At 58.7% G+C, this 21,846-nt stretch carries 17 protein-coding genes; 12 read left to right on the top strand and 5 right to left on the bottom strand.

The genetic code is table 11. From position 1 onward, the window contains the following. The first annotated feature begins 156 nt into the window (after window positions 1-156). The 5 genes from BTIS_RS03380 to BTIS_RS03360 all read left to right on the top strand — a co-directional run bounded on the left by BTIS_RS03380 (window position 157) and on the right by BTIS_RS03360 (window position 9,496). A complete protein-coding gene (locus tag BTIS_RS03380) occupies window positions 157-1,572 on the top strand; it encodes an MFS transporter (protein WP_094662651.1) in 1,416 nt (471 codons plus the stop codon). Window positions 1,573-2,380: 808 nt separating this feature from the next. Further along, window positions 2,381-3,859: an amino acid permease gene (locus BTIS_RS03375; protein ID WP_094662649.1), complete on the top strand. Its 1,479-nt coding sequence runs from the start codon at window positions 2,381-2,383 to the stop codon at window positions 3,857-3,859. A gap of 325 nt (window positions 3,860-4,184) precedes the next feature. Continuing rightward, on the top strand, window positions 4,185-5,219 hold the full coding sequence (locus BTIS_RS03370) for a universal stress protein (RefSeq protein ID WP_158216819.1): 1,035 nt from the start codon (window positions 4,185-4,187) through the stop codon (window positions 5,217-5,219). Window positions 5,220-5,472: 253 nt separating this feature from the next. Then, complete coding sequence (locus BTIS_RS03365) at window positions 5,473-7,530, top strand: cation:proton antiporter (protein WP_094662645.1); 2,058 nt, start codon at window positions 5,473-5,475, stop codon at window positions 7,528-7,530. Between the two features lie 904 nt (window positions 7,531-8,434). After that, window positions 8,435-9,496, top strand: coding sequence for a tyrosine-type recombinase/integrase (locus tag BTIS_RS03360; RefSeq protein ID WP_245819249.1), 1,062 nt, complete (start codon window positions 8,435-8,437; stop codon window positions 9,494-9,496). A 62-nt stretch (window positions 9,497-9,558) separates the two neighbouring features. On the opposite strand, the gene BTIS_RS03355 is transcribed toward BTIS_RS03360, so the two are convergent. Then, the gene (locus BTIS_RS03355; protein ID WP_143248855.1) at window positions 9,559-10,212 is read right to left on the bottom strand and encodes a hypothetical protein; all 654 of its coding nucleotides are present in this window, start codon (window positions 10,210-10,212) and stop codon (window positions 9,559-9,561) included. A gap of 767 nt (window positions 10,213-10,979) precedes the next feature. Here BTIS_RS03355 and BTIS_RS03350 point away from each other — a divergent pair. The 5 genes from BTIS_RS03350 (at window position 10,980) to BTIS_RS03330 (ending at window position 14,459) form a co-directional block, all read left to right on the top strand. Next, window positions 10,980-11,297, top strand: coding sequence for a hypothetical protein (locus BTIS_RS03350; RefSeq protein ID WP_094662639.1), 318 nt, complete (start codon window positions 10,980-10,982; stop codon window positions 11,295-11,297). Between the two features lie 101 nt (window positions 11,298-11,398). After that, entirely contained in the window at window positions 11,399-11,653 is a 255-nt protein-coding gene (locus BTIS_RS11825) for a hypothetical protein (protein ID WP_094662637.1), read from the top strand. Next, window positions 11,653-13,023 carry a zonular occludens toxin domain-containing protein gene (locus BTIS_RS03340; RefSeq protein ID WP_094662635.1) on the top strand — a complete coding sequence of 457 codons (1,371 nt, stop codon included), beginning with the start codon at window positions 11,653-11,655 and terminating at the stop codon, window positions 13,021-13,023. Before BTIS_RS11825 ends, BTIS_RS03340 begins: the two co-directional genes overlap by 1 nt. Window positions 13,024-13,236: 213 nt before the next feature. After that, window positions 13,237-14,235 carry a rolling circle replication-associated protein gene (locus BTIS_RS03335; RefSeq protein ID WP_143248853.1) on the top strand — a complete coding sequence of 333 codons (999 nt, stop codon included), beginning with the start codon at window positions 13,237-13,239 and terminating at the stop codon, window positions 14,233-14,235. Window positions 14,236-14,240: 5 nt separating this feature from the next. Continuing rightward, window positions 14,241-14,459, top strand: coding sequence for a helix-turn-helix domain-containing protein (locus BTIS_RS03330; RefSeq protein ID WP_094663078.1), 219 nt, complete (start codon window positions 14,241-14,243; stop codon window positions 14,457-14,459). Window positions 14,460-14,574: 115 nt separating this feature from the next. Here the strand turns inward: BTIS_RS03330 and glnA are convergent, their stop codons facing one another. The 4 genes from glnA to BTIS_RS03310 all read right to left on the bottom strand — a co-directional run bounded on the left by glnA (window position 14,575) and on the right by BTIS_RS03310 (window position 19,472). Then, window positions 14,575-16,023: a type I glutamate--ammonia ligase gene (gene glnA / locus BTIS_RS03325; protein WP_094662631.1), complete on the bottom strand. Its 1,449-nt coding sequence runs from the start codon at window positions 16,021-16,023 to the stop codon at window positions 14,575-14,577. 273 nt (window positions 16,024-16,296) lie between these two features. Further along, window positions 16,297-17,025 (bottom strand): DUF4191 domain-containing protein, encoded by a 729-nt coding sequence (locus tag BTIS_RS03320; RefSeq protein ID WP_094662629.1) that lies wholly within the window; start codon window positions 17,023-17,025, stop codon window positions 16,297-16,299. A gap of 183 nt (window positions 17,026-17,208) precedes the next feature. Next, window positions 17,209-18,660, bottom strand: coding sequence for a dihydrolipoyl dehydrogenase (gene lpdA, locus BTIS_RS03315; protein ID WP_094663076.1), 1,452 nt, complete (start codon window positions 18,658-18,660; stop codon window positions 17,209-17,211). Between the two features lie 200 nt (window positions 18,661-18,860). Next, window positions 18,861-19,472, bottom strand: a complete 612-nt coding sequence (locus BTIS_RS03310; RefSeq protein ID WP_094662627.1) for a DUF3043 domain-containing protein — start codon at window positions 19,470-19,472, stop codon at window positions 18,861-18,863. Between the two features lie 78 nt (window positions 19,473-19,550). Between BTIS_RS03310 and BTIS_RS03305 the strand changes: the two genes are divergently transcribed. Beyond that, window positions 19,551-20,921 (top strand): dipeptidase, encoded by a 1,371-nt coding sequence (locus tag BTIS_RS03305; RefSeq protein ID WP_094662625.1) that lies wholly within the window; start codon window positions 19,551-19,553, stop codon window positions 20,919-20,921. Window positions 20,922-21,225: 304 nt separating this feature from the next. Beyond that, window positions 21,226-21,846 carry an ECF transporter S component gene (locus tag BTIS_RS03300; RefSeq protein WP_094662623.1) on the top strand — a complete coding sequence of 207 codons (621 nt, stop codon included), beginning with the start codon at window positions 21,226-21,228 and terminating at the stop codon, window positions 21,844-21,846.

The raw sequence follows: 21,846 nt of genomic DNA, 5'->3' as shown, positions 1-21,846 counted from the left end.
TTTTGATAATCGTTGCCGCCTCTGTGATGTTCATCACTGCTAGATTGTTCCATACCGGCTCACGGAAGAACCGAAATCCAACAACGCACTCACACTATCCGATTGCATGGTGCGCGCGGGAGCGCATGTGCATACAAGGACGTATCGGGAGGAATTATGTCTGCAACGAACAAGGCGCAGTCGCTGCCGCCATTTGGTCTCAAAGACAAGATCGGCTACATGTTCGGCGATGTCGGCAACTGCTTTATTCTTGGTCTGGTCAACGGATTCGTGCTCAAGTTCTACACGGACGGATTGGGCGTGCCCGCCGCCATCGTGGGCATCACCATGATGCTGACCAAGATCTTCGACGCGTTCGTGGATGTGTATGTGGGCAACAAGGCCGACGAAAGCGCGGTCAAACCGGGTGAGGGGCGTTTCCGTCCGTGGATCCGTCGTTTCCGCTACCCGTTCATCATCGTGGCGATCATGCTGTTCCTGCCGGTGGTTGCCGGCTGGGCCCTGCCCGCCAAGGTGGCGTACATCGCCGTGACCTACGTGCTGTTCAACGTGTTCCTGTCGACGGTGAACATCCCCTACGGCGCATTGGCCTCCGCGCTGAGCGCCAAGTCCGATGAACGCGCGTCGCTGTCGACGTTCCGCTCCACAGGATCCGCCATCGCCGGTGCCCTGACCGGCTACATGATCCCGTTGTTCATGTACGAGACCAACGTCGCCGGCGAGCAGGTGATTTCCGGCACCCGCTTCTTCATCATCGCCATCGTGTGCGGCATTCTGGCGTGGATCTCCTATGAGATCACCGTCCGCTGCACCACCGAGCGCACCAACGTGCAGGCCGGTCGCAAGCTCGACGCCAAGAAGATGGTCGCATCCATGTTCAAGGACCGCGCCCTGCTCGCCCTCATCGTCACCGATTTCTTCGTGGTGATCAACCAGCAGCTTGCGTCCATCAACCAGACCTATCTGTTCGACACCTACTTCCACAACAAGACCGGCATGGCCATCGCCGTGATGTTCAACTACATCACCGTGCTCGTGCTCGCCCCGTTCGCCACCGGCATCGCCAAGAGGTTCGGCAAGCGTGAATCCGCCGTCGTCACGCTGGTCTTCGCTGTCGTCATCTACGGCATCATGTACTTCGTGCACCTGACCGATTGGCGTGTGTACCTGGTGCTTATGTTCTTCGGTGCGATCGGCGCGGGCTACTTCAACCTCATGGTGTGGGCGTTCATCACCGATGTGATCGACCATCATCAGGCCATTACGAAGATCCGCGAGGACGGCACCATCTACGGCCTGAACTCGTGGGCCCGTAAGATGGGACAGGCCGCATCCAATGGCATCAGCGGCGTCCTGCTTGGTCTCATCGGGTACCAGTCCAGCACCGCCGGCCACGCCGTCGTCCAGTCGGCCGGTACGGTGCAGGGTGTGTACGCTCTGGCCACGCTGCTGCCGGTGGTGTGCCTGGGCGTCGCCGCGCTGATTCTCGCCTTCTGGTACCCGCTGGGCAAGAAGGAGATCGCCGAGACCGAGCGTATCCTCGCCGAGGACCGCGCCAAGACTGAAGTGTAGCGAACGACGGCTTGAAAATCACAGAACTCGATAGTACCGAAAATAGACCATTGGAATTCCAACGCCCAATTCTCGGTACTATCGAGTTCTGTGATTTTTCGTTTCCGAAGGCGCTCATAGGAGCCGAGTCAATACCTAATTCCTATGTTTTCTTGCGCGAGATCGGTGCTCGAACTGCGGTTTGTTGCCGAGTTCGGCAAATGATGGATATTGTTTACGCAAGCATTACCGCATGGTCCTATATTATGGACTGCCACCGCGGGATGAGGATCCCGGGATGGCAAGGAATCAACCGGCGGCAACGCCGACACTATGGAAAGAGGTAATGACAATGTCCTTCAAGGAAAACATGATGCGTGGTCTTGCTATGGCTGGCTTCTCCGAGCTGACCTACGTGAACGACTCCATGGCTCGTACCATGACCGAACTCGGTCACCAGATGCTCGAGGAGAAGTGATCTCAGCCAAGTGATCTCACAATCACGCTGAACAATCAATGGTCAGGGGATACGGCCAACGGCGTCCGTACTCATCCCGCTTGTCTGATGTTGTGGTCTCGCCCGGTGTGGCGGGATTTTTTTATGCCGTGTTGGCGTGCGCCTTCTGTGGGTGTCGAATGCGAATTGAATGAAACGCGATTCACGAATGGCAAAACCACCCCCGCCATCGTCATTCCCATAACCTGCCATAGATAAGGCCTATAGCCAAGCCGCCATACGGCCATTGCCGCCGACATACAGTTGAACGGATTGTATCCGGATGGTCGGCATTCAGGCCGTATCCGAAAACCGAAAAAAGGGGGAGGGTGCATGACTTCGGCTTCAGGGCCCGCATCGAATTCCACATCGGCGCAAACGGCCGTATCGTTGAGCCAGGATCAGGGCGTGGACGTGGCGACCGGCGAACACGTCGGGCTGCAGCGCAAAATGGAGACGCGTCATCTGATGATGATCGCGCTCGGCGGCGTGATCGGCACCGGACTGTTTCTGAGTTCCGGCTACACCATTCATCAGGCTGGTCCGATCGGCACCATTCTGGCCTATGCCGTCGGCGCGTTGAACGTATATATGGTCATGCTGTGCCTGGGTGAACTCGCCACCGCCATGCCGCAGACCGGTTCGTTCCATGTGTACGCCGGACGGTTCATTGGACCCGGAACCGGTTTCACCATCGCCATCATCTACTTCCTCGCGTGGATGGGTGCGCTCGGTTCCGAATTCACCGCATCCGGTCTGATCATGCAGAAGTGGTTTCCGAACTCGCCGGCATGGGCGTGGAGCGCACTGTTCATCGTACTAATCTTCACGCTCAACGCGCTGTCCGTGCGATCGTTCGCCGAGGCCGAATTCTGGTTCGCCGGCATCAAGGTGGTGTCGATCATCGCGTTCATCGCCATCGGTCTGCTCGCCATCGTCGGTATTCTGCCGATCGCAGGCTACTCGCATGCGCCGGGACTGACCAATCTGGTCAATGACGGCATATTCCCCAACGGGTTCGCTCCCGTGTTCTCCACAATGTCCACGGTGGTGTTCGCGTTCGCTGGCACGGAGCTGCTGGGTGTGACCGCAGGGGAGACCAAGGATCCGGGCGAGAACATTCCGAAGGCCATCCACACCACCTTCTGGCGTCTGGCGATCTTCTTCATCGGTTCGATCGTGGTGATGTCGGCGCTGATTCCGTGGCAGGACGCCGGCGTGGACAAGAGCCCGTTCGTGCTGGTCTTCGATGCGATCGGTCTGCCGTTCGCCGGCGACATCATGAACTTCGTGGTGCTTACGGCCATTCTGTCGGCCGCCAACTCCGGCCTGTACGCGTCCACGCGTATGCTGTGGTCGCTGTCGAACGAGCATATGATCCCGCGCGTGTTCTCACGTACCACCTCGCACGGTGTGCCGCTGATCGCATTGTGCACGGCCATGATCGGCGGTCTGTTGGCGCTGCTGTCGTCGGTCACCGCCGCGTCGGTGATCTATCTGGCGCTGGTGTCCAGCGCTGGTCTGGCCATCGTGATCGTGTGGGTGGTGCTCGCCGTCTGCGAGATCCGCTTCCGTCTGGAGATGAAGAGGGAAGGCCGCGGCGTGGACGAGCTGTCGTTCCACACGCCCGCATGGCCGGTGGTGCCGATCGTCACGTTGATCCTCAGCGTGGGTACGATCATACTGTCGGCGGTCTATGAATCCATGCGCCCGTCGTTGATCTACATGATCGTCATCATCGTGCTGTGCTACGCGGTGTACTGGATCCGGACGCTGGTGCTTCGGGTGCGGTCTGGTTCCAAGCAGAGCTAGCTGGAGCTAGCTAGAGCTGGTTGGGATACTGGTTTTCCGGCTGTTTGGTCTGGTCGTCCATTCCGGTTGTCCAATCTGTCCATTCATCACGAATCGGTGTGACTGCTGCCATGCAGTCGCACCGATTTTTCGTTGAAAACACAGTCCTTTCTGTAACTCTAGGGGGTAGAGGGTGTTATGAACACGTTAGAGGTAGGGGGTATGGATTTCCGATGTCGCGATGCAGGCCCTATGATTTCGATCCAATAGAGTCGACATCATTCTTCGCCGGCGCGCCGATCGATACTCGATATCGATGTCGCTTCGGCGGGAGGGGAAAGCAGACATGCCAGAGTATCGGCCAGAATCCGTCGACGCCGATATCGTCGTTGGCGTCGACGGCACCGACGATTCCTATACGGCTTTGGATTTCGCGATGCGCGAGTCCGCGAAAACGGGGCAGACCGTCAATGCCGTATTCGGCTGGACCCCGTCATGGTCCACGGGCACCGATCACATGCATGACGATGAGGAATGGCGGGACGCCCGTCATGACATCGAGCGCAATCTTATCCAATGGGTGGATGCCCGCTACGAACGCATCGGCTTCGACCGTCGGAATCTCAAATTTACTTCGGTGAAGGCCACGGAATACGCGTCGCTGCTGCGGTTGGGCGGCAGCGCCCAGCAGATCGTGCTGGCCCGTCGGTCCATGGGCGTCGTGCCCCGTTGGATTATGGGATCGTTGCACGCCTCGGTTGCTGGGGCCACGGATACCCCCGTCACCGTGGTCCGCATCGAGGACGAAACCGACGAGCTGTCCGACATGTCGGAAACCGCGACGCTGGCGTCGGCGACCAATGGCGTCGTCATGGACGCGAATGCAAACGCGAATACGAGGCGGACGCTGTCGAATGTGGACGTTCGCCCTAGCTCGGATCCGCATCAGGATCCGCATCTCGACCCGGAACATCGGCCGATCGTCGTGGGCATGGATGGATCGGAATCATCGAAGCACGCATTGGCATTCGGCATACGCGAGGCCATGATCAACCATCGTTCCCTGCACGCCGTCTTCTGCTGGCAGATGGACCAGATGACGCGAATCACCGGCCGTAAGGCCATGTCCGACAAGGGGGCGCAGATTCTTGCTGAACGGTTCGTGGCCGATGCCGTCGCGGAGGTCAACATTCCCGCGGAGTTGACCGTGCAATCCGAGGCGTTCCAACTTCCCGCATGTCGTGGGTTGCTCGAGGCGTCACGCCACGCGTGCTGGCTGGTTGTGGGATCCGGCGAATCCACGGAGCACGATCATGATCCCAGTGCGCTGGTCAAACGGGTACTTGACTTTTCCGAATGCCCGGTCACGATCGTCCACTGATGGCCAGACAATACGAGGGCTATTTGATACGGGGATGATACGGATCGGGGGTGCCTGTATAGAAGGTATCTCTATCAAGTGCCGTTAGGAAACCGTATGCAAACGCGAGTTTTGCATACGTGAGCCGTAAGGATGCGCCCTGCCGTGTGATGAATCCCATAGCATGACAATGAGGCCGTGGCGACTGTCGAGGCCGTCGCGGCAATAAGGTCCGGAATACCGGAATGGTTGGGGATCAAGGAGCGCGGGGGACATGGGCAATGCGGTGCTGGTGGCGGAAATATTGTTCGCAGTGCTGGTGTCGTCGTTCCTCAGTCGTTTCCTTCCCAAGATCTCAACACCGCTGATTCAGATCGCGTTCGGCATACTCTGGTATTTCACTCCGGCGCTGCCCAATTTCAGGTTCGAGCCGGACATGTTCATGCTGTTCTTCATCGTTCCGCTGTTCTATCTGGAATCGCGCAGCATCAATCGCAAGGCGCTGGCCGAGGATCTCAATCTGTCATTGTCGCTTGCCGTGGGACTGGTGCTGGCGCTGATGATACTCAGCGGTGTCACACTCCATGCGCTCTGGCCTGCAATTCCCATGATGGCGGCAGTGGCCATGGGTGCCATCATCAGCCCCACCGATGCGGTCTCCGTGGCGCAATTGGAAGGCGTGGTGAAACTCACGCCGAGGCAACAGTCGGTCTTGCAGAGCGAAAGTCTGCTCAACGATCCCGTCAGCCTCGTCGGATTTCAGACCATGCTCGTGGCGCTTGCGACCGGGCATTTTTCGCCGGCAAGCTTCGGGGCGCAGGTGCTGCTCAGCTTCCTGCTCGGCACGGTTGTGGGTGCGGCGATCGGATGGGTGTTCGACCGCATGATCCTCGCCATGCGCCGGCATAATTTCGAAGACGTGACCATGCGCATACTCATGGAGCTCTTCCTGCCGTTCGGCGCATATCTTGCCGCCGAAGGGCTCGGCATCTCCGGCCTGCTGGCCGTCGTGGCCTGCGGTGTGGTGATCACCTTCCCGCACAAGGGCGTGGGCGGCGATGTCGCCCGTGTCAATCTCGTCTCGAACTCTGTTTGGCAGTTCGTCGACTTTCTGCTCAACGGCACCGTGTTCGTGCTGCTCGGCATCCAATTGCCGCTGGCCATGCGCACGATCGTGGAGGACAATCGCGTCAACCTGTGGGTGGTTCTGGGGCTGGTCGTGCTGCTGACCATCATGACGCTGATCCTGCGATTCATCTGGTGCGCATGCACGTTGCGCATCGCCAAGGACACCACCACCGGACTGCGCAGGAAAATGACACGTCAGCGTTGGCACTCCGCGGTGGTGATGACCTTTGGCGGCCCCCGTGGCGCGATATCGCTCGCCATGGCGTACTCGCTGCCATATTCCATCGATTCCGGTGCCAGCGTGCCGGTGCGAGACATCATCATATTCATCGTTTCCGGATACATCATCATCTCGATTCTGATGGCCAACATCATGCTGCCGCTGCTGTCTCCCAAGCCGGCCGACTCGTCCCGTGAGGAATGGGCCAAGCGCGACATCGACATGCTGCGACGTACGATCGCGAAGATCGTCGACGTCGATACCCCAGAGACCCATGCCGCCACCACGCAGGTGCTCAGGGGATACAACGATCGAATTCGTCGTGTGGAGACGAATCTGCCGACCTCGACCCTTGAGGATGCGAACAAACTGCGTATCCAGACGCTGGAATGGGAACGCGACTGGCTGCAGGACATGCTGGCGTCACGTAAAAGCGTGGTGCATCCGGATCAGGAAACCAAGACCCAGATCCAGGGGGCAAAGTATCTGCTTGATCATGTGGAGAGCTCGCTGTCCCGGCTTGAATCGGATAACCCCTATCCTGGTGGTTTGCGTTTCCGCTTGGCGCGTCTGCGTCGGCGTTTCATGCCAAGCGTTCGGCGAACGTGGGCGATGATCGCCCAGTACACGCCTGCGATTGAGGCGGAGCGTACCGCGTCGATTCGCAAGGTGCAGGTGCCGCTGTACAACCATGTCATCGATCGTCTGGATGATGTGCTGCTCGACAAACGCTATACCGCGGTGGAAGTGGTGACTGACCTGCTCGTCGAATACCGCAGGGGACTCAATCAGATCGAGGGCAAGGGTATACCGATCAATGGTTCCACGACGGAGCCCGCAGGATTGAAGGCCGTGCGCGCCAATGCCCTGCGCATGGAACTGGATACCATTCGCGAGATGCTGGAGCACGGCGAGATCACCCGGTCCGACGCCAGGATCATGCGTATGAACGTCCACCTGATCATGGCTGAGACCGCAATCTGACGTTGTGGTCCGCGCGGGGTGCCTACGTCGCTTGCGGTGGGCGTGGCAGAGAATGGTTTGAGGCCCTATATGGGCATTCTCTGCCACGCGGTTTGGCACGTAATGCGCAATCTGGACTTTTCCGCGTTCTCTGCCACGGATTTCCATGGATTATGCCGCCAGATTTGCCGCATGAGCGGCTTACGGTCGCTGATATTGCGCTGATTGACATGCTGATCGTGGCAGGGAATGCGAAATAGTGATGTGATGGCGTTCTGTGCCGCGGCCGCGTGGCACCGAACGCCGTATTGCGTGGATTTGGGCTTCTCTGCCACGATTTCTTGGCAGGGAAGCCCAAAAACGCTTGTATTTGTATTCCCTACCACACGGTGTGGCAGAGAATACAAAATCATGGCGTTTGCTCGTTCTCTGCCAAGCGACAGAGAATCGAAAAAAGAATTTCTCGTTTGGCGCCGCGGCATGCCACGTTAGATACGACAAAGGCCTGCTGACATCGGAATGATGCCAGCAGGCCTTCGTTTCCTGCACTACCGTGCACTATCGTTCTGCCGGATTCACTGCTAACTCAGCACTGACAGCACTGACGCCGAATCCGACAAACCCGATCAGATGTGGTATCTGATTTTAGTGATTTGACCGTAGTGTTGTTTTTTCAGACTAAATGGCTTTATTCCAACAGTTCCAAAAGCTTTGGTGGTTTGCTGTAGGTGACTATAGATGTCTATGAATGGCCACTTGTGTATCCCGTTTTGTATCCCAGTGGGATATGCTTTGATACATGCGTCAATATGCTTGCTGTGCTGATGGTGATGGGTTCCGTGCTACGTTCGCTCTGCCTCCTGACCCTGCTACGGGGAAGCGTCGTGTGCTGAAGCGGCGTGGTAAGACGAAGGCGATTGCACGTATGCGTCTGGATGAGGCGGTACGTGAATATCAACGTTCCGGTAAGCTGCCTAACAGGACATCGCCGATGTTGGGGGATTGGCTCGACCGCTGGCTGAAAGAGTTTGTTAAGCCGCGCCTGCGTCCTAAGACATGGAAGACGTACTCAAGTGTGGTCAACGCCGATATCAAGCCGTCAATAGGCGGCGTGCGACTCCACCAGCTGCAACCCAAGCATTTTCGGGCTATGGAACAGTGGATTACCAAAGGGGACCCGGATTCCGTACCTCCCCGCAATCCCAAGTCCAGTGGAACGGCTGGTAGCGCGTGGCGGACTCTCCATAAGGCGTTGGATGATGCAGTGAAGGAAGGCATAATCGAGTACAATCCTGCTGACCGTGCGACGCCGCCACGTGTACGTCCCGCCACCCGTTCCACGTTGAGTGCCGCACAGGCACGTGCACTTATTGATGCCGAGACTGATCCGATGTGGCACCTCATGTGGCGGCTGTCATTCGAGCTGGGTATGCGTCAGGGTGAACGGCTTGGCCTGACCGTTGACGAGGTGCAGATGATAGATGGTGTGTGCTGTATTGTCGTGCGTCAGCAGTTGCAGGAGTTTTCGGAGGACGAGCGTGATTTTCCCGCCGATATGTCCGTGCGTTATCTTGAGGATTCGGCATATCTTGTGCCGCCGAAGACAAACAGCGGTTATCGAGTGATTCCTCTCCCGCAATCGCTCGCTGTAGAGCTGCTGGCATTCATCAAGGCCCGTGGCAATCTACGGCCGGATGATCTCGTGTTCGTCGGTGCCGATGGCAAGCATCTACGTAGGCAGGCGGATGAGGAACCTCATTTTGCTAAGGCATTGAGCAATGCCCAGATCGAAGGCCACTATGTACCCCACTCCGCTCGCCATACCGCCGCCACCGCCATGATGCAACTGGGGCTCAACAGTGCCGTGCGTAAGTCCATCATGGGTCATGCTTCGGTGTCGGTCACCGATACCGTGTACACACACGTGTCTACGGCGGATATGTTGAAGGCCACCTCGGAGATTGCAGCGATGCTGTCAATAGATTAGTTATTGCCGGTGCGTTTTGGATTCGTAAATCGTCAATAAGTATCAGGTAATGACGGTGATAGCTAATTGTCGAAGTATGGTGCGAGGATGAGATTATATTCATAGGTGCCTGTGGCCGTGTTTAGGTTGCGATATGCGCTTACGTATATTTTCTGTCCGATGTTATTCATTAGCAGAGGGTATTCTTTGCGTCGTACTCGGGAGATATATACGATTTTGCCATCGTCGGTTTCGATGTAGGGCCTAGGCTTAGCTTTTGATCCCTTTCGTGGAGGTTCTAGTTTGACTGTGCAGTCTCCGCGCCATGTGGAATGGCTGCTTATGAAATTATTGATACGGTCACTCCCCTCGGGCAGGTAAAGTTTGATTGCTGCCTCGATATTAACGCCTTCGGTCTTGATGTGTTTTCTGATTAATCTCAGCCATGCATTATGTTCTTCGTTCTTTTCGTCTTCGATGATTTGACTTCCCGATATGGGCCAAGTTTTGTATTTAGAAATGATCTCGGTCATGCGAGTTAGCGCATTGGGGTTTGCGGTGTGTATGACTGTTGCCGGCCATTTTTCAGCGTACCAGCTATTGAAACTACAATCTAGCCACAGCTTCCATCCGATTCTGGACATTGCTCGTTCGAGGTCTAAAATTTCATATGGATGGAAAGCTCCGAAAGCTGTTCCATTGTATGAGACGGCGCAGCCTGTATCTGCTTTATCCACTGGCCTCCAAACATATCCTGTGAGTCGTGACACCATACGTTTTTTGGAGTGATTGAGGGTAATTTTAAAATGCTCCCCAATATGGAGAGAGGATAACGGACGATTATCGTATACGTATATTATCCGTTCACGGGGGCCTTTTAGAAGATATTCATTGTGATCGATGCGGACAAGCGAATTCGACAGTGAATCAATGTACTGCGCATAGTCTTTATAGAAGAACATATAAATAATGTTAACAGATTCGTGTAGGGTGCAAGTAAAATTTGTGCCTTTCAATCGGGTCGTCCGGCCAGTCGCTAGCTGATCTCTATGATCCTGACGTTAGACGGAATCATGGATGTCGTCTTTGGGACGAAAAAGGCCGTGCAAGGCGGATGGCAGGCTGATATTCCATGGTCAGTTAGAAGCAAGGGGTCACGACACCGTGGCCCTGCGCTAGTTTTTATCGGATACTGATTAATACCACACGCCACGCCGGAGGAAAAACCATTCGGGGATTTTTTTGTTACGACTAAGTAAACAATAATAACAACCAAAATATCATATATGCAGACCGACTCAGTCTAGCACTTAGAAAAACTGGCGGCTTTGGAAAACTTTGAAGCACAAAACGCCTGTTAGGTTTTTTTATGTGCAGACCGACTCAGTATTGTATCTGGGAATTTGCTGGAAAAAGGGCCCGGAGAAAGCGTTTAGGGCATGACATGATAGACGTGTCGCGCGGCAAATCCCTTGAAAACACAACGATTACGAAAGGATGTGTTATGGAATTCGGTCTGGATACCTCGGATGTGATGTTCGTGTACGGGGGTGCCGTTCCTGCACGTGTCTATAGGGACGGCAAACCCACTGATGAAATCTCGGTCGCGGAAAACGGCAAGGACATTTACAATGTCACAATTTTTGGTGGCGGGGCGCACCGACTGGAGCAGATGACCGTCAAAACCACAGCCACGCCGGCTTCGATCGCGCTCGGTACTCCGGTCGAGCTCGTGAACCCGCGTCTGCGCACATGGGGTGATCGCAGTCGCAGCCACACCATCTGGGCTGATGCCATCGAACCGGTAGACACCGCCATCTGAAAATGACGGTGGCGGGTGTTGGCGCACCCGCCACCCGATGAATCCCTACCACACACAAAAGGAGGATCATCATTTTTAACTATAAATGCTTTGACGATCTGTTGGCGGTATATGACGGGTTCTGCGAAACAAAAACCCTTCGCGCCTTCCTCAAACTCACCTATGCCACGTGCTCATGGCTATGGTTTAGCATCTGCTGCATCGTGCCGCGCCTGCTGCTGTTGATCGCGGTTTTGCCGGCTATGGTGCACTGGGCCGATTGGCTGGTGGCGGCATGGACGCCGCTGTGGGATCCGGCGTGGCTGGCCGATGCGACGGATCTGGTCCACGACGTCCGGCGGCTGGTAGGGCTGTGATGAGCATCATCGTCATCGTGCTGCTGTCGATCCTACTGCTGGCGGTCTCCATATGGTACCCATTCGTGGATCTGCGGTATCGAATCCGTGCCGTATGGGGGGCGATGATATCGACAGCATGGCTGATAGTCGGCTGGTTGCTGGCTCCTGATGCCGGTCTGCTCTGCGGTCTCATCGCACTGGCAGTGCTGCTAGGCGTCGCCGGGATATCTCACCGATGGCTGTGGCATATTGCACCCGGCGCGGACCTCATTCATGCCGTCGTGCTCAATGCCCGCAGCGGCCGCGACGCTCTCGTAAAACTCGAAATCATCGCTCCGGATGACGATTCCCACTATCGGACACACTGGGATGGGCATATTCTGACGTTCACTGTGCCTCGTGCGGGGATGACGCTTGACCGAATCCGTAAGAAAGTCGATACCGGTCTCCCCGCATTGGGATTCGGCTGGGCCGAGGTGTCAGAGCTTGGCCCTGGCAGCTTCCGTGCAGTTTTTGCCGAGTCCAAGCCGCCTGCGGTCACCGATACCGTCCATGTGGTGAAGACGGTCCCTCCCATGGGCTCCGACGCCTCGGTGCGGTATGGCATATGGGAGGACGGCTCACCGGCCACTCTGTCGTTCAGAGAGTTGAACGGCGTCCTGCTGGCGGGGGAGTCCGGCTCCGGCAAATCAGCCGGCGCGATCATGCTCGTACTGCCACTATTGCTGTCGCCGCTGGCCCGCGTTCATGTCCTCGATGGCAAGGGTGGCATGGAATGGGATTGGTGCCGTCCGTATGCGGATACCTACATCAACGATGCCATCGACTATGAGACTGTCGCGGACCGTCTGGAAACGCTCGTGGACGCCATGAACGAGTCCATCGCACGGCATCCATGGGACGCCACAGATCCCGACTATTGGCATCACGGGCCAACTCCCGAAACCCCCATGAATCTCGTCGTACTCGACGAATGCCAACTCTGGCTGGGTACGGGGGAGACCGATCGGGAACGGAAGACACGGCTGGCTCGTATTCAACAGGCGGTCTGGCAGCTCATCACCCGTGGCCGGTCCGCCGGCTGGTGCGTGCTGCTGATGACCCAACGGCCTACGATCGACGCCATTCCAAGCCGTCTTCGCGACAACATCGCCCGTCGCATCTGTCTGCGTGTCCGGCGGCAGGAGTCCGTCATGGCCGTTCTCGGCGAACTGCCGGACGAAGGCGAGGCGGATCCGCGTGGCATACGCTTCGACCAGCCCGGTCTCGCCGTCACCGAAAACGGCGAAGGACGATTGGCATACGTGCGTTTCGATTACATGTCCGTATCGGATGCGCGTCATGCCCTCGAAGAACGGGATTCCAAGATGACCGTCTCAGGCGGCTGACAGTCGGGCGTTGCCGTGGGCGGTGCCGGTAGCGTGGTGACGATGCCGAAGGCGTGAGGAGCCGCGCGGGAGACGCCGCCCACGACATGAGCGCCAACCGTTGCACCTTTTCTTGATATTAGGCTTCATTTTTCATCAAATTCTTGGCCCGCAGGGGAGGGGGCCACTATGCCCATTTTGCAAATACGACGACACGGCAGCTCGGCCACGTCCATGATGGAGCTGCCAATTCCGGGATACAAGACTGAATCCGATCCGCCGAAATATCAGCCTGAACGGGATCCGCTACCGCGGCCGGCTAATCGCGGCTGGACTCCGGGGGTCTCCCGACGCAACACCCAGTACCTGCAAAGCATCGACTTCGATATCATGCCCGGCACTGCCTACGCGGTCACGCTGACAATTCCCGCCGAAGCCATGAACCGTGTGACGCCTGACGAGTTCCACCGGTGGCTGGATCGCCTGCTGGGATACCTGAAACGCCGGGCTTTGCTGCACTACTACTGGGTGTTGGAGTTCACGGCACAGGGTACACCGCACCTGCACTGCATCATGTGGTTCGGCGACTCGTTCGAGCGATACCGCCGGACCTACATCGTGGACGACACCATGGTGTGGCGGATGGTCATCGGCAGGTGGGTGGCGTTACTCAAAGCTGATGATGTAGCGGCGCTGCCGCAGGCGCAGGACGTACGGTGCATCGACGGCGGTGAAGGGTGGGCTGCATACTGCGCCAAGCACGCCAGTCGCGGTGTGAGGCACTACCAACGGCAACTAGACAACATGCCCTATGACTGGAGGGCGGGACCCGGTCGCATGTGGGGGCACGACCGCAAACTGCCGGTCGCAGATACCATGCTTTACCGTCTGGACCTGCACACGTTCCATGTGCTGCGTCGCCAGCTACGGCGTTGGTGCATCAGCCGGGCACGGCTCCGCAAAGACCCGGACAAGCGGCGTTACGCCATCGTCAGCGCGCGGCGGATGCTGCGATGCACGGCCCCCGATATGAGTGCCTTCAAGGGCATCATGACATGGATTCCCCGGGAAATCATGATCCAGATGATTCACGGTATCACGGCCGACGGCCGACGACACGCCGACCGGCTCACCGTGATGACCGAAGACCAGTACAACGCCGCCCGAGCCCAATGCACCACCTATGAGCAAATCAGGCAGCTGAACCTTACAACCAAGATCGTAAGGAGATGAAGCCCATGCAGTATACGCCGGTTGTCCCTCTCGCAGACCGGTTGACGCTCACCATTCCCGAAGCCTCGGCGCTTTCCGGCATCCCCGAGAAGATCATCCGCGCGCAGGTGAAGAACCATCTGTTGCAGGAATGCTACGCCGGGTCCTCCACGATTCGCATACGAAGGACAGACCTCGACGACTGGGTGGCCGCACTACCCACCGACCTATCGGAAGTCGCATAGCAAAAGCCCCTGAGACATGCATCTCAGGGGCTTTCTTTTTGCCAAGCAATGGCTACCTTTTGGCTACCCTTGTAAACAGAATAGTTGAAATTCCAACGATTCTAAGGGTAATTGATCAGATGTGGTAGTAGAGCTCGTACTCAAGCGGAGTCGGGGCCAGACGAGCCTGATCGATTTCACCGCGCTTGAGGTCGATCCAGGTCTCGATGAGATCCTCGGTGAACACGTCGCCGGCGGAGAGGAAGTCGTGATCCTCTTCCAGGGCGTCCATGGCTTCAGCGAGGGAGCTCGGGACCTGCTTGATGCCGGCGTGCTCTTCCGGCGGCAGCTCGTAGAGGTCCTTGTCGACCGGCTCCGGGGGCTCGATGTGGTTCAGGATGCCATCGAGACCGGCCATGAGCTGGGCGGAGAAGGCGAGGAACGGGTTGCAGGACGGATCCGGAGCGCGGAACTCGATGCGCTTCGAAGCCGGGGAGGTACCAGCCAGCGGAATACGGATGGCGGCGGAGCGGTTACGGGCGGAGTACACCAGGTTGACAGGAGCCTCGAAGCCCGGGACCAGACGGTGGTAGGAGTTCAGCGACGGGTTGGTGAAGGCAAGCACGGAGGAGGAGTGCTTGATCAGACCGCCGATGTACCAGCGGGCGAGGTCGGAAAGTCCGCCGTAGCCCTTCTCGTCGTAGAACAGCGGCTTGCCGTCCTTCCACAGGGACTGGTGGCAGTGCATGCCAGTGCCGTTGTCGCCGGCGATCGGCTTCGGCATGAAGGTCACGGACTTGCCGTTGAGTGCGGCAACCTCGTGGACCACGTACTTGTACTTCATCAGGTCATCACCCGCGTGCTGCAGGGTGTTGAAGCGGTAGTTGATCTCCTGCTGGCCAGCGCCGCCGACCTCGTGGTGGGAGCGCTCGAGCTGCAGACCGACCTGCTGCAGGGTGGCGACCATGTCGTCGCGCAGATCCTGGTAGTGGTCGATCGGCGGAACCGGGAAGTAGCCACGCTTGACACGGTTCTTGAAACCGATGTTCGGGGTGCCGTCCTCTTCGGTGTCAACGCCGGAGTTCCACGGAGCCTCGATGGAGTCCACTTCGTAGAAGGAACGCTGCATGGTGTTCTCGAAGCGCACCTTGTCGAAGATGAAGAACTCGGCCTCAGGAGCGAAGGAGGCGGTGTCGGCAACGCCAGTGGACTTCAGGTAGGCTTCGGCCTTGGCCGCGACCTGACGCGGGTCGCGCGAGTACGGCTCGTCGGTCAGCGGGTCGACGATGGAGAACGCGACGTTCAGGGTCTTGTGCTTGCGGAACGGGTCGACGTAAGCCGTGGTCACATCCGGGATCAGCTTCATATCGGATTCGTTGATGGCCTGGAAGCCCTGAACCGAAGAGCCATCGAACGGCATGCCATCGGTGAAGGCATTGTCGGTGAACTCGCTGGCCGGCACGGTGAAATGCTGCTGGACGCCGATGAGGTCGGTGAAGCGGACGGAGACATACTCGATGCCTTCCTTGTTGATCAGCGCTTCGACTTCCTCAGGGGTGTGGGCGAAAATCTTATTCTCTGCCACAGTCGCTCCTTTATCAATGAGAACTTACGTAAGTTGAAGATACTCTTCGATATTTCCCCTAGGGGGCCGCTGAGTTACGAGAATGTTTCGTGAAGCGAAACCTGCGGCTCGGAAGACGCATGGTTATGCGGAGTCGACGGTGACCTGATACAAGAAAGGCCGGGTCACCATATGAGATGGTGTCCCGGCCTTCGTCATGCCGTGATGTCCGTTCCTCCCGCTGTCTGACGAGAATGCCGACGAACGGAACGAACGAATGCTGCTGACTGGTCTTTACTTGCCGCGCATGGCCCTGCGGCTGACGTGCATCTTGGTGGGGTCGATGCCCTTCGGCACGCCCATGGTGTTCTTGGACTGCAGGGTGCGCAGACGACCGTTGAGCTCGTCGAGCTCGTACTTGGTGAGCTTCACCTTCTGGCGCATCACGGTCTTCTGCAGCTTGCTCAGCGGCACCTGCTTCTCGCCGTCGCCCACGGACAGCTTGATGATCGGGATGTCGGATCCGCGGGTGATGCGCTTGATCTTGGCCTCCTCGTGGCTCATGGCTTTCATCACACGACCGTAGTCGCCTTCACCCACCAGATATACGCCGGTGCGGCCGGTGCCACGCCAGATGGCGTCCTTGGTGCGCGGATCGATCCAGATCGGTTCCTGCGGGAAGGAGAAGCCGGCCTTGGTGATGCCATTGAGGATGGCTCCGGTGGCACCTGGCTTGCCTTCCATCTGGCGGTAGCCCACCTTGTCGGCGCGGCGGGTGAGGATCATCGTGCCGAACAGCAGGCCCACCATGACGCCCAGAATCATGGTGAAGATCCACGTGATCCAGTGCACGTGGAGGATGGCGCATGCGGCCGCCGCCACGATGATCGGCAGGATGATGCCTCCTGCGATCAGGAACGGCAGCTGCTTGTCATCCGCGTAGGTGAACTTGTAGATCTGAATGATCTGGCTGATCGTGCCCTGCTTCTTTGCCTTCTTCTCGGTCTTCTCGTTGTCTGCCATGATGTCCTTTGACTGTTCCTTGACCTGACGACGGCACACGTTTTCGGTCTGTCGTCTTTGGGTTTGCTGGAAAATAGTGTACTTGACTTTCTGCCAAGTGGTCTGCTGCGGGATGAAACGCCGTGTCCAGATAAGGCTCAGACGCGGGTTTCAACCGTGGATTCGGAGTCGTCCTTGGGGCGTCTACCGCATATGCAGCGGCCTGCCGTCGGCCTTGAGCAGTGCCTCGCCCAGCGCTTCGGAGAACGTGGGATGCGGGTGGATCAGTCGTGCGACCGTGCTCAACGGCAGTTTGCCGCCGACGATCTGCTCCGCCTCGGACGCGATTTCGGAGACCTCCGGGCCCACCATGTGGATGCCGGCCACCACGCGATCGCCGCTTGCGGTATCGACCGCGCTGACCACGGTGATCGATCCGTTTTCGCCGATCATCATGGTGCGGGAATTGCCCATCATCGGATAGATCGTCTCTGTTACCTCGGTATAGCCGTCCCGCGCCTGGGCCTCGGCCTTGGTCAGGCCAACGGATGCGGCCTCGGGGGAGGAGAAGACGATGCTCGGAACGGTGGCCTCGTCAACCGGGGCGGGATCGAGTCCGGCGATGGCCTCGGCCACGGTGATGCCCTGTTCGAAGGCGCGGTGGGCGAGCTGGTGACCGGCGGTGATATCGCCCACCGCCCAGATGCCATGTACCGTGGTGCGTCCCATATCGTCGGTATGAACGAATCCGGCATCGTCAAGCGCGATGCCGGTTCCGGTGAACCAGTCGGCATCGGTGTTGGGTGTGCGTCCGATGGCGGCGAGCACGATTTCCGCTGCCGCTACTCCCTGTTCCGTGGTATGGCCGACGGTGCGGGTGTATCGTACGGTCGCGCCCAGATTCACGCCGGTCTCGATCTCGTCGACGTTGGTGTTGTTGATCACGGTGATGCCGTGACGCTTGAGTTCACGGGTTAGGGTGGCGCTTACCCGGCGGTCCCAATGGGACAGCACGCCTCCCCGACGAACCAGCAGGGTGACCTGCGTTCCGGCGGCGTTCCACAGACTTGCGAATTCAAGCGCGATGGCACCCGACCCGATGATGACCGCGGAACTGGGGAACGTGTCGAGCGTCAGCGCTTCATCGGAGCTGAGCACGGTCTGCGAGAACGGAGTCGTCGGTAGGGGGCGGGGGCGGGATCCCGTGGCCAATACGATATGACGGGTGGTGATGCTGCGCATCGATCCGTCCTGCAGCGTCACGAACACGGTATGCATGTCGTCGGCATCCGTTGATTCGGGTTCGATACTGGCCGTGCCCTGGATCGTGGTGATCCCTCGGAAGCGCAGCAGACCGGCGAGGCCTTCGGTCATGGTCCGTACGCTCTGGTCCCGGTAGTCGGCCAACCGACCGAAGTCCACGTCCTCCACTCGTATGGTGATGCCATACCGTTCGGCGGCGCGTGCCTGTTCCACGGCTCTGGCTGCGGTGATCAGCGCTTTGGTGGGGATGCATCCACGGTTCAGGCAGGTGCCTCCGGGACGTTCGTCGCGTTCGATCAGCGCCACGGACAGTCCCAGTTCGGCCGCCCGCAGTGCGGTGGAGTATCCTCCGGGTCCGGCTCCCACGACGACGACATCGAATTCGGTTGCCAAGGTCACGTCAGCTCCTTTGTGTCGGTGAACCGCGCATGCACGCATTGATGATATTAGTACTGTGATACAGAAAAACCACGTCGTATCCAGCATAGAAGCTGGACGACGACGTGGCTGTTCGTAACGGGCGGGTTTCGCTCGCGGCTCAGATCAGGTTCAGACCAATTGAGTCTCATTCCTGATCGGTTCGGCCGGTTCGGTCAGTTCGGCCACTGGCCGCGCTTCTGCGTGCGCGGGCGGGGAAGACGCCAACGGCGCATCTGCATGGCGCGGGACCACGCGTAGCTGCCCGAGCGTGTGCCCTTGGCGACGGACTTCTCACCGTACTTGGCGATGAGCTTCTTCTTCAGTCCGCGCCACATGACGGCGATGTCGATGATCGCGACGATGAAGTACGCGTACATGATGACCATCAGCCACAGTGTCAGCTGCGGGTACATCGAGGTGACGAAGATCGAGCAGAACAGCATGATGATGACGAACGGCATCATGAACTCCGCCAGATTCCAACGGGCGTCCACATAGTCGCGGATGTAGATGCGGTAGTCGATACGCTCCGACTTGGGCATGTGGTTGAGATCGCCGGTCTTCATGGCATCGTATTCGGCGTCCTGCTTCGCGCGCATCTTCTGCCGGGCGGCCCTGTTGCTCGCCTTGCGGTCCTTGGGGACCAGCGGGCGGATCTTGGCGGCCTGCGCATCCTTCATCTTCGGAGTGGGACGATTCTTCTTGCCGTTGCTCTGCGGCGTCTCTTCCGGCGTCTGTTCGGCCTTTTCCTTGTCTTCAGAACGTTTGAAAGGGTTCCATGTCATACGAGCAGGTTACGGTGACGCCTAGACTCATAGGGTTTATACAGCCACATGACACCAATCGCCAAGGAGGATGATTATATGGCACAGGTCGGTTTCGACGAGCTGCGCTCCCGCGTGGATCAGGACTGGCAGCGGGTCGTTGACGTGCTATCCCGGAAGATCGCACTGGGATCCGTGTCGGCGCTGGGCATCACCGCCGATCATATGAAGCGTTCCGCCGAATTCGTGGCCGAGGTGCTGCGTGAGGAGGGCGTGGACGCTCGCGTGGTCCAGTCGCGCAACCCGGATGGCACGCCCGGTGCGTGGGAGGTCGTCGGTTCGCGCATCGTGGATCCCCAGGCGCCCACTGTACTGCTGTATGCCCATCATGACGTGCAGCCGGTTCCCGATCCCAAGGAGTGGGACACCGATCCGTTCGTCGCCACCGCCAAGGACGACGGTCGTCTGTACGGCCGTGGCGCGGCCGACGATGGCGGCGGCATCGCCATCCACTCCGGCGCGCTGCACGCCCTTGGAGACGATCTGGGTGTGAACGTGAAGGTGTTCATCGAAGGCGAGGAGGAGATGGGGTCGCCCAGCTTCATCCCGTTCATCGAAGAGCATGCCGCCGAGTTCGAATCCGACGTGATCATCGTGGCCGATTCCGGCAACTGGTCCGCCGAGATCCCCAGTCTGACCACCTCCCTGCGCGGCAACACCTGCGTGGACGTGACCGTGCGCGTGCTCGGCCACCCCGTGCATTCCGGCCAGTTCGGCGGTCCGATCCTCGACGCGAACACGCTCGCATCCATGCTCATCGCGTCCATGTATGACAAGGACGGCAACCTCGTGGTGCCCGGCCTGCTCGCCGAGGAGCCGATCGGAGGACTCCAGCGCGATCTTGACGAGGAGTCCCTGCGCGCCGACGCCGCTGTGGTGCCCGGCTATCGTCTCGCCGGCACTGATTCGATCGCCTCCCGTCTGTGGACCAAGCCCAGCGTGACCGTGATCGGCTTCGATGCGCATCCCGTGGACGGCTCGTTCAACGTGATCGCCGACTCCGCTCGCTTCCGCCTGTCCATGCGCACCTCGCCCAACCAGGAGCCCGAGGAGGCGCAGCGCGCGCTCGCCGAGTTCCTGAAGGTAAACGCCCCGTTTGGCGCCGAAGTGACCGTCGAGTCGCTGGAGAACGGCAAGGGCTGGGCCATGGACCCCAACTGCACCGCCGTCAAGGACGCCGAGGAGGCGCTGGCTGAGGCGTTCGGCGTGGAGCCCGCGAACAAGGGCGAAGGCGGATCCATCCCGTTCATCCCCGAACTGCAGCGTATCTTCCCCCAGGCGCAGGTGCTGGTCACCGGCCCCGAGGACCCGAAAGCCAACGCGCACAGCCCCAACGAGTCCATCGACCTGCCGAGTCTGAAGAAGAACATCCTCGCCGAGGCGCTGATTCTCGGCAAGCTCGCCCGGTAACCCAAAATTACGTGCGGTCGTTCCGCCAATCATGGTGAACTACGTAGATCTACGGAACCGTTCATCGACAATTCCCATGATTTCGCGGAATTGACCATTGCACTTTGTAAGGCCCCCGTGTAGTATCAGCTTCGGACACGGGGGCTTTCGCATATCCCACAGAATGCGAAGGCTGAGAGGAAGCACTGCTTCGACCGTATGAACGTATACCGGGTAATGCCGGCGCACGGATGTCTCTCGTTTTCCCGTGCCTTGTGGCGGAACGCAACCGGCGTTCCCCATGGAGAGGAAAGGCACAACTCACATGTCTGAAACCATCGCCAAGGCGAATCTGCGCTGGCGCGTAGTCGATATAGTCGTCGCATCCATCATCGCGGTCGCATCCGGTGTGATCTTCGCCGGCTGGGATCTGATCTACAAGATCCCGACCACCGCCCTTGACGCCGTGCTCCCTGGCTTCAACGGTCTGGTCTGCGCCTTCTGGCTGTTCGCCGGTCCGCTGGCCGCCATCATCGTGCGCAAGCCCGGCGCGGCCATCTACGCCGAACTGATCGCGGCCTGCATCGAATACATCATCGGCGCCGGCGGCGTATTCGGCATCAGCGGCTCGATCATCATCGGTCTGGTCCAAGGCGTGTTCGCCGAGATCATCTTCATCGTGGTGCGCTACCGCGTGTGGAACCCGCTGACCGCCACCCTTTCCGGTCTGCTGTCCGGTTTCGGCAACTACCTGTTCGAGTTCTCCCCGTTCGGCAGCCGCGTGGGCATCGGCTTCTTTAGCACCTACGGTCTGTCCTATCTGGTGACCACGCTGATCTCCGGTGCCGTGATCGCCGGCCTGCTCATGTGGTTCGTGCAGCGTGCCATCGCCGCCACCGGCGTGCTCGACCGTTTCGAGTCCGGCAGGGCCAAGGCGCTGGTCTGA

The organism is Bifidobacterium tissieri (assembly GCF_002259645.1).
GTDB lineage: Bacteria > Actinomycetota > Actinomycetes > Actinomycetales > Bifidobacteriaceae > Galliscardovia > Galliscardovia tissieri.
Note: the sequence above shows the minus strand (reverse complement) of the source record. Positions and strands in the feature narration are given on the sequence as shown.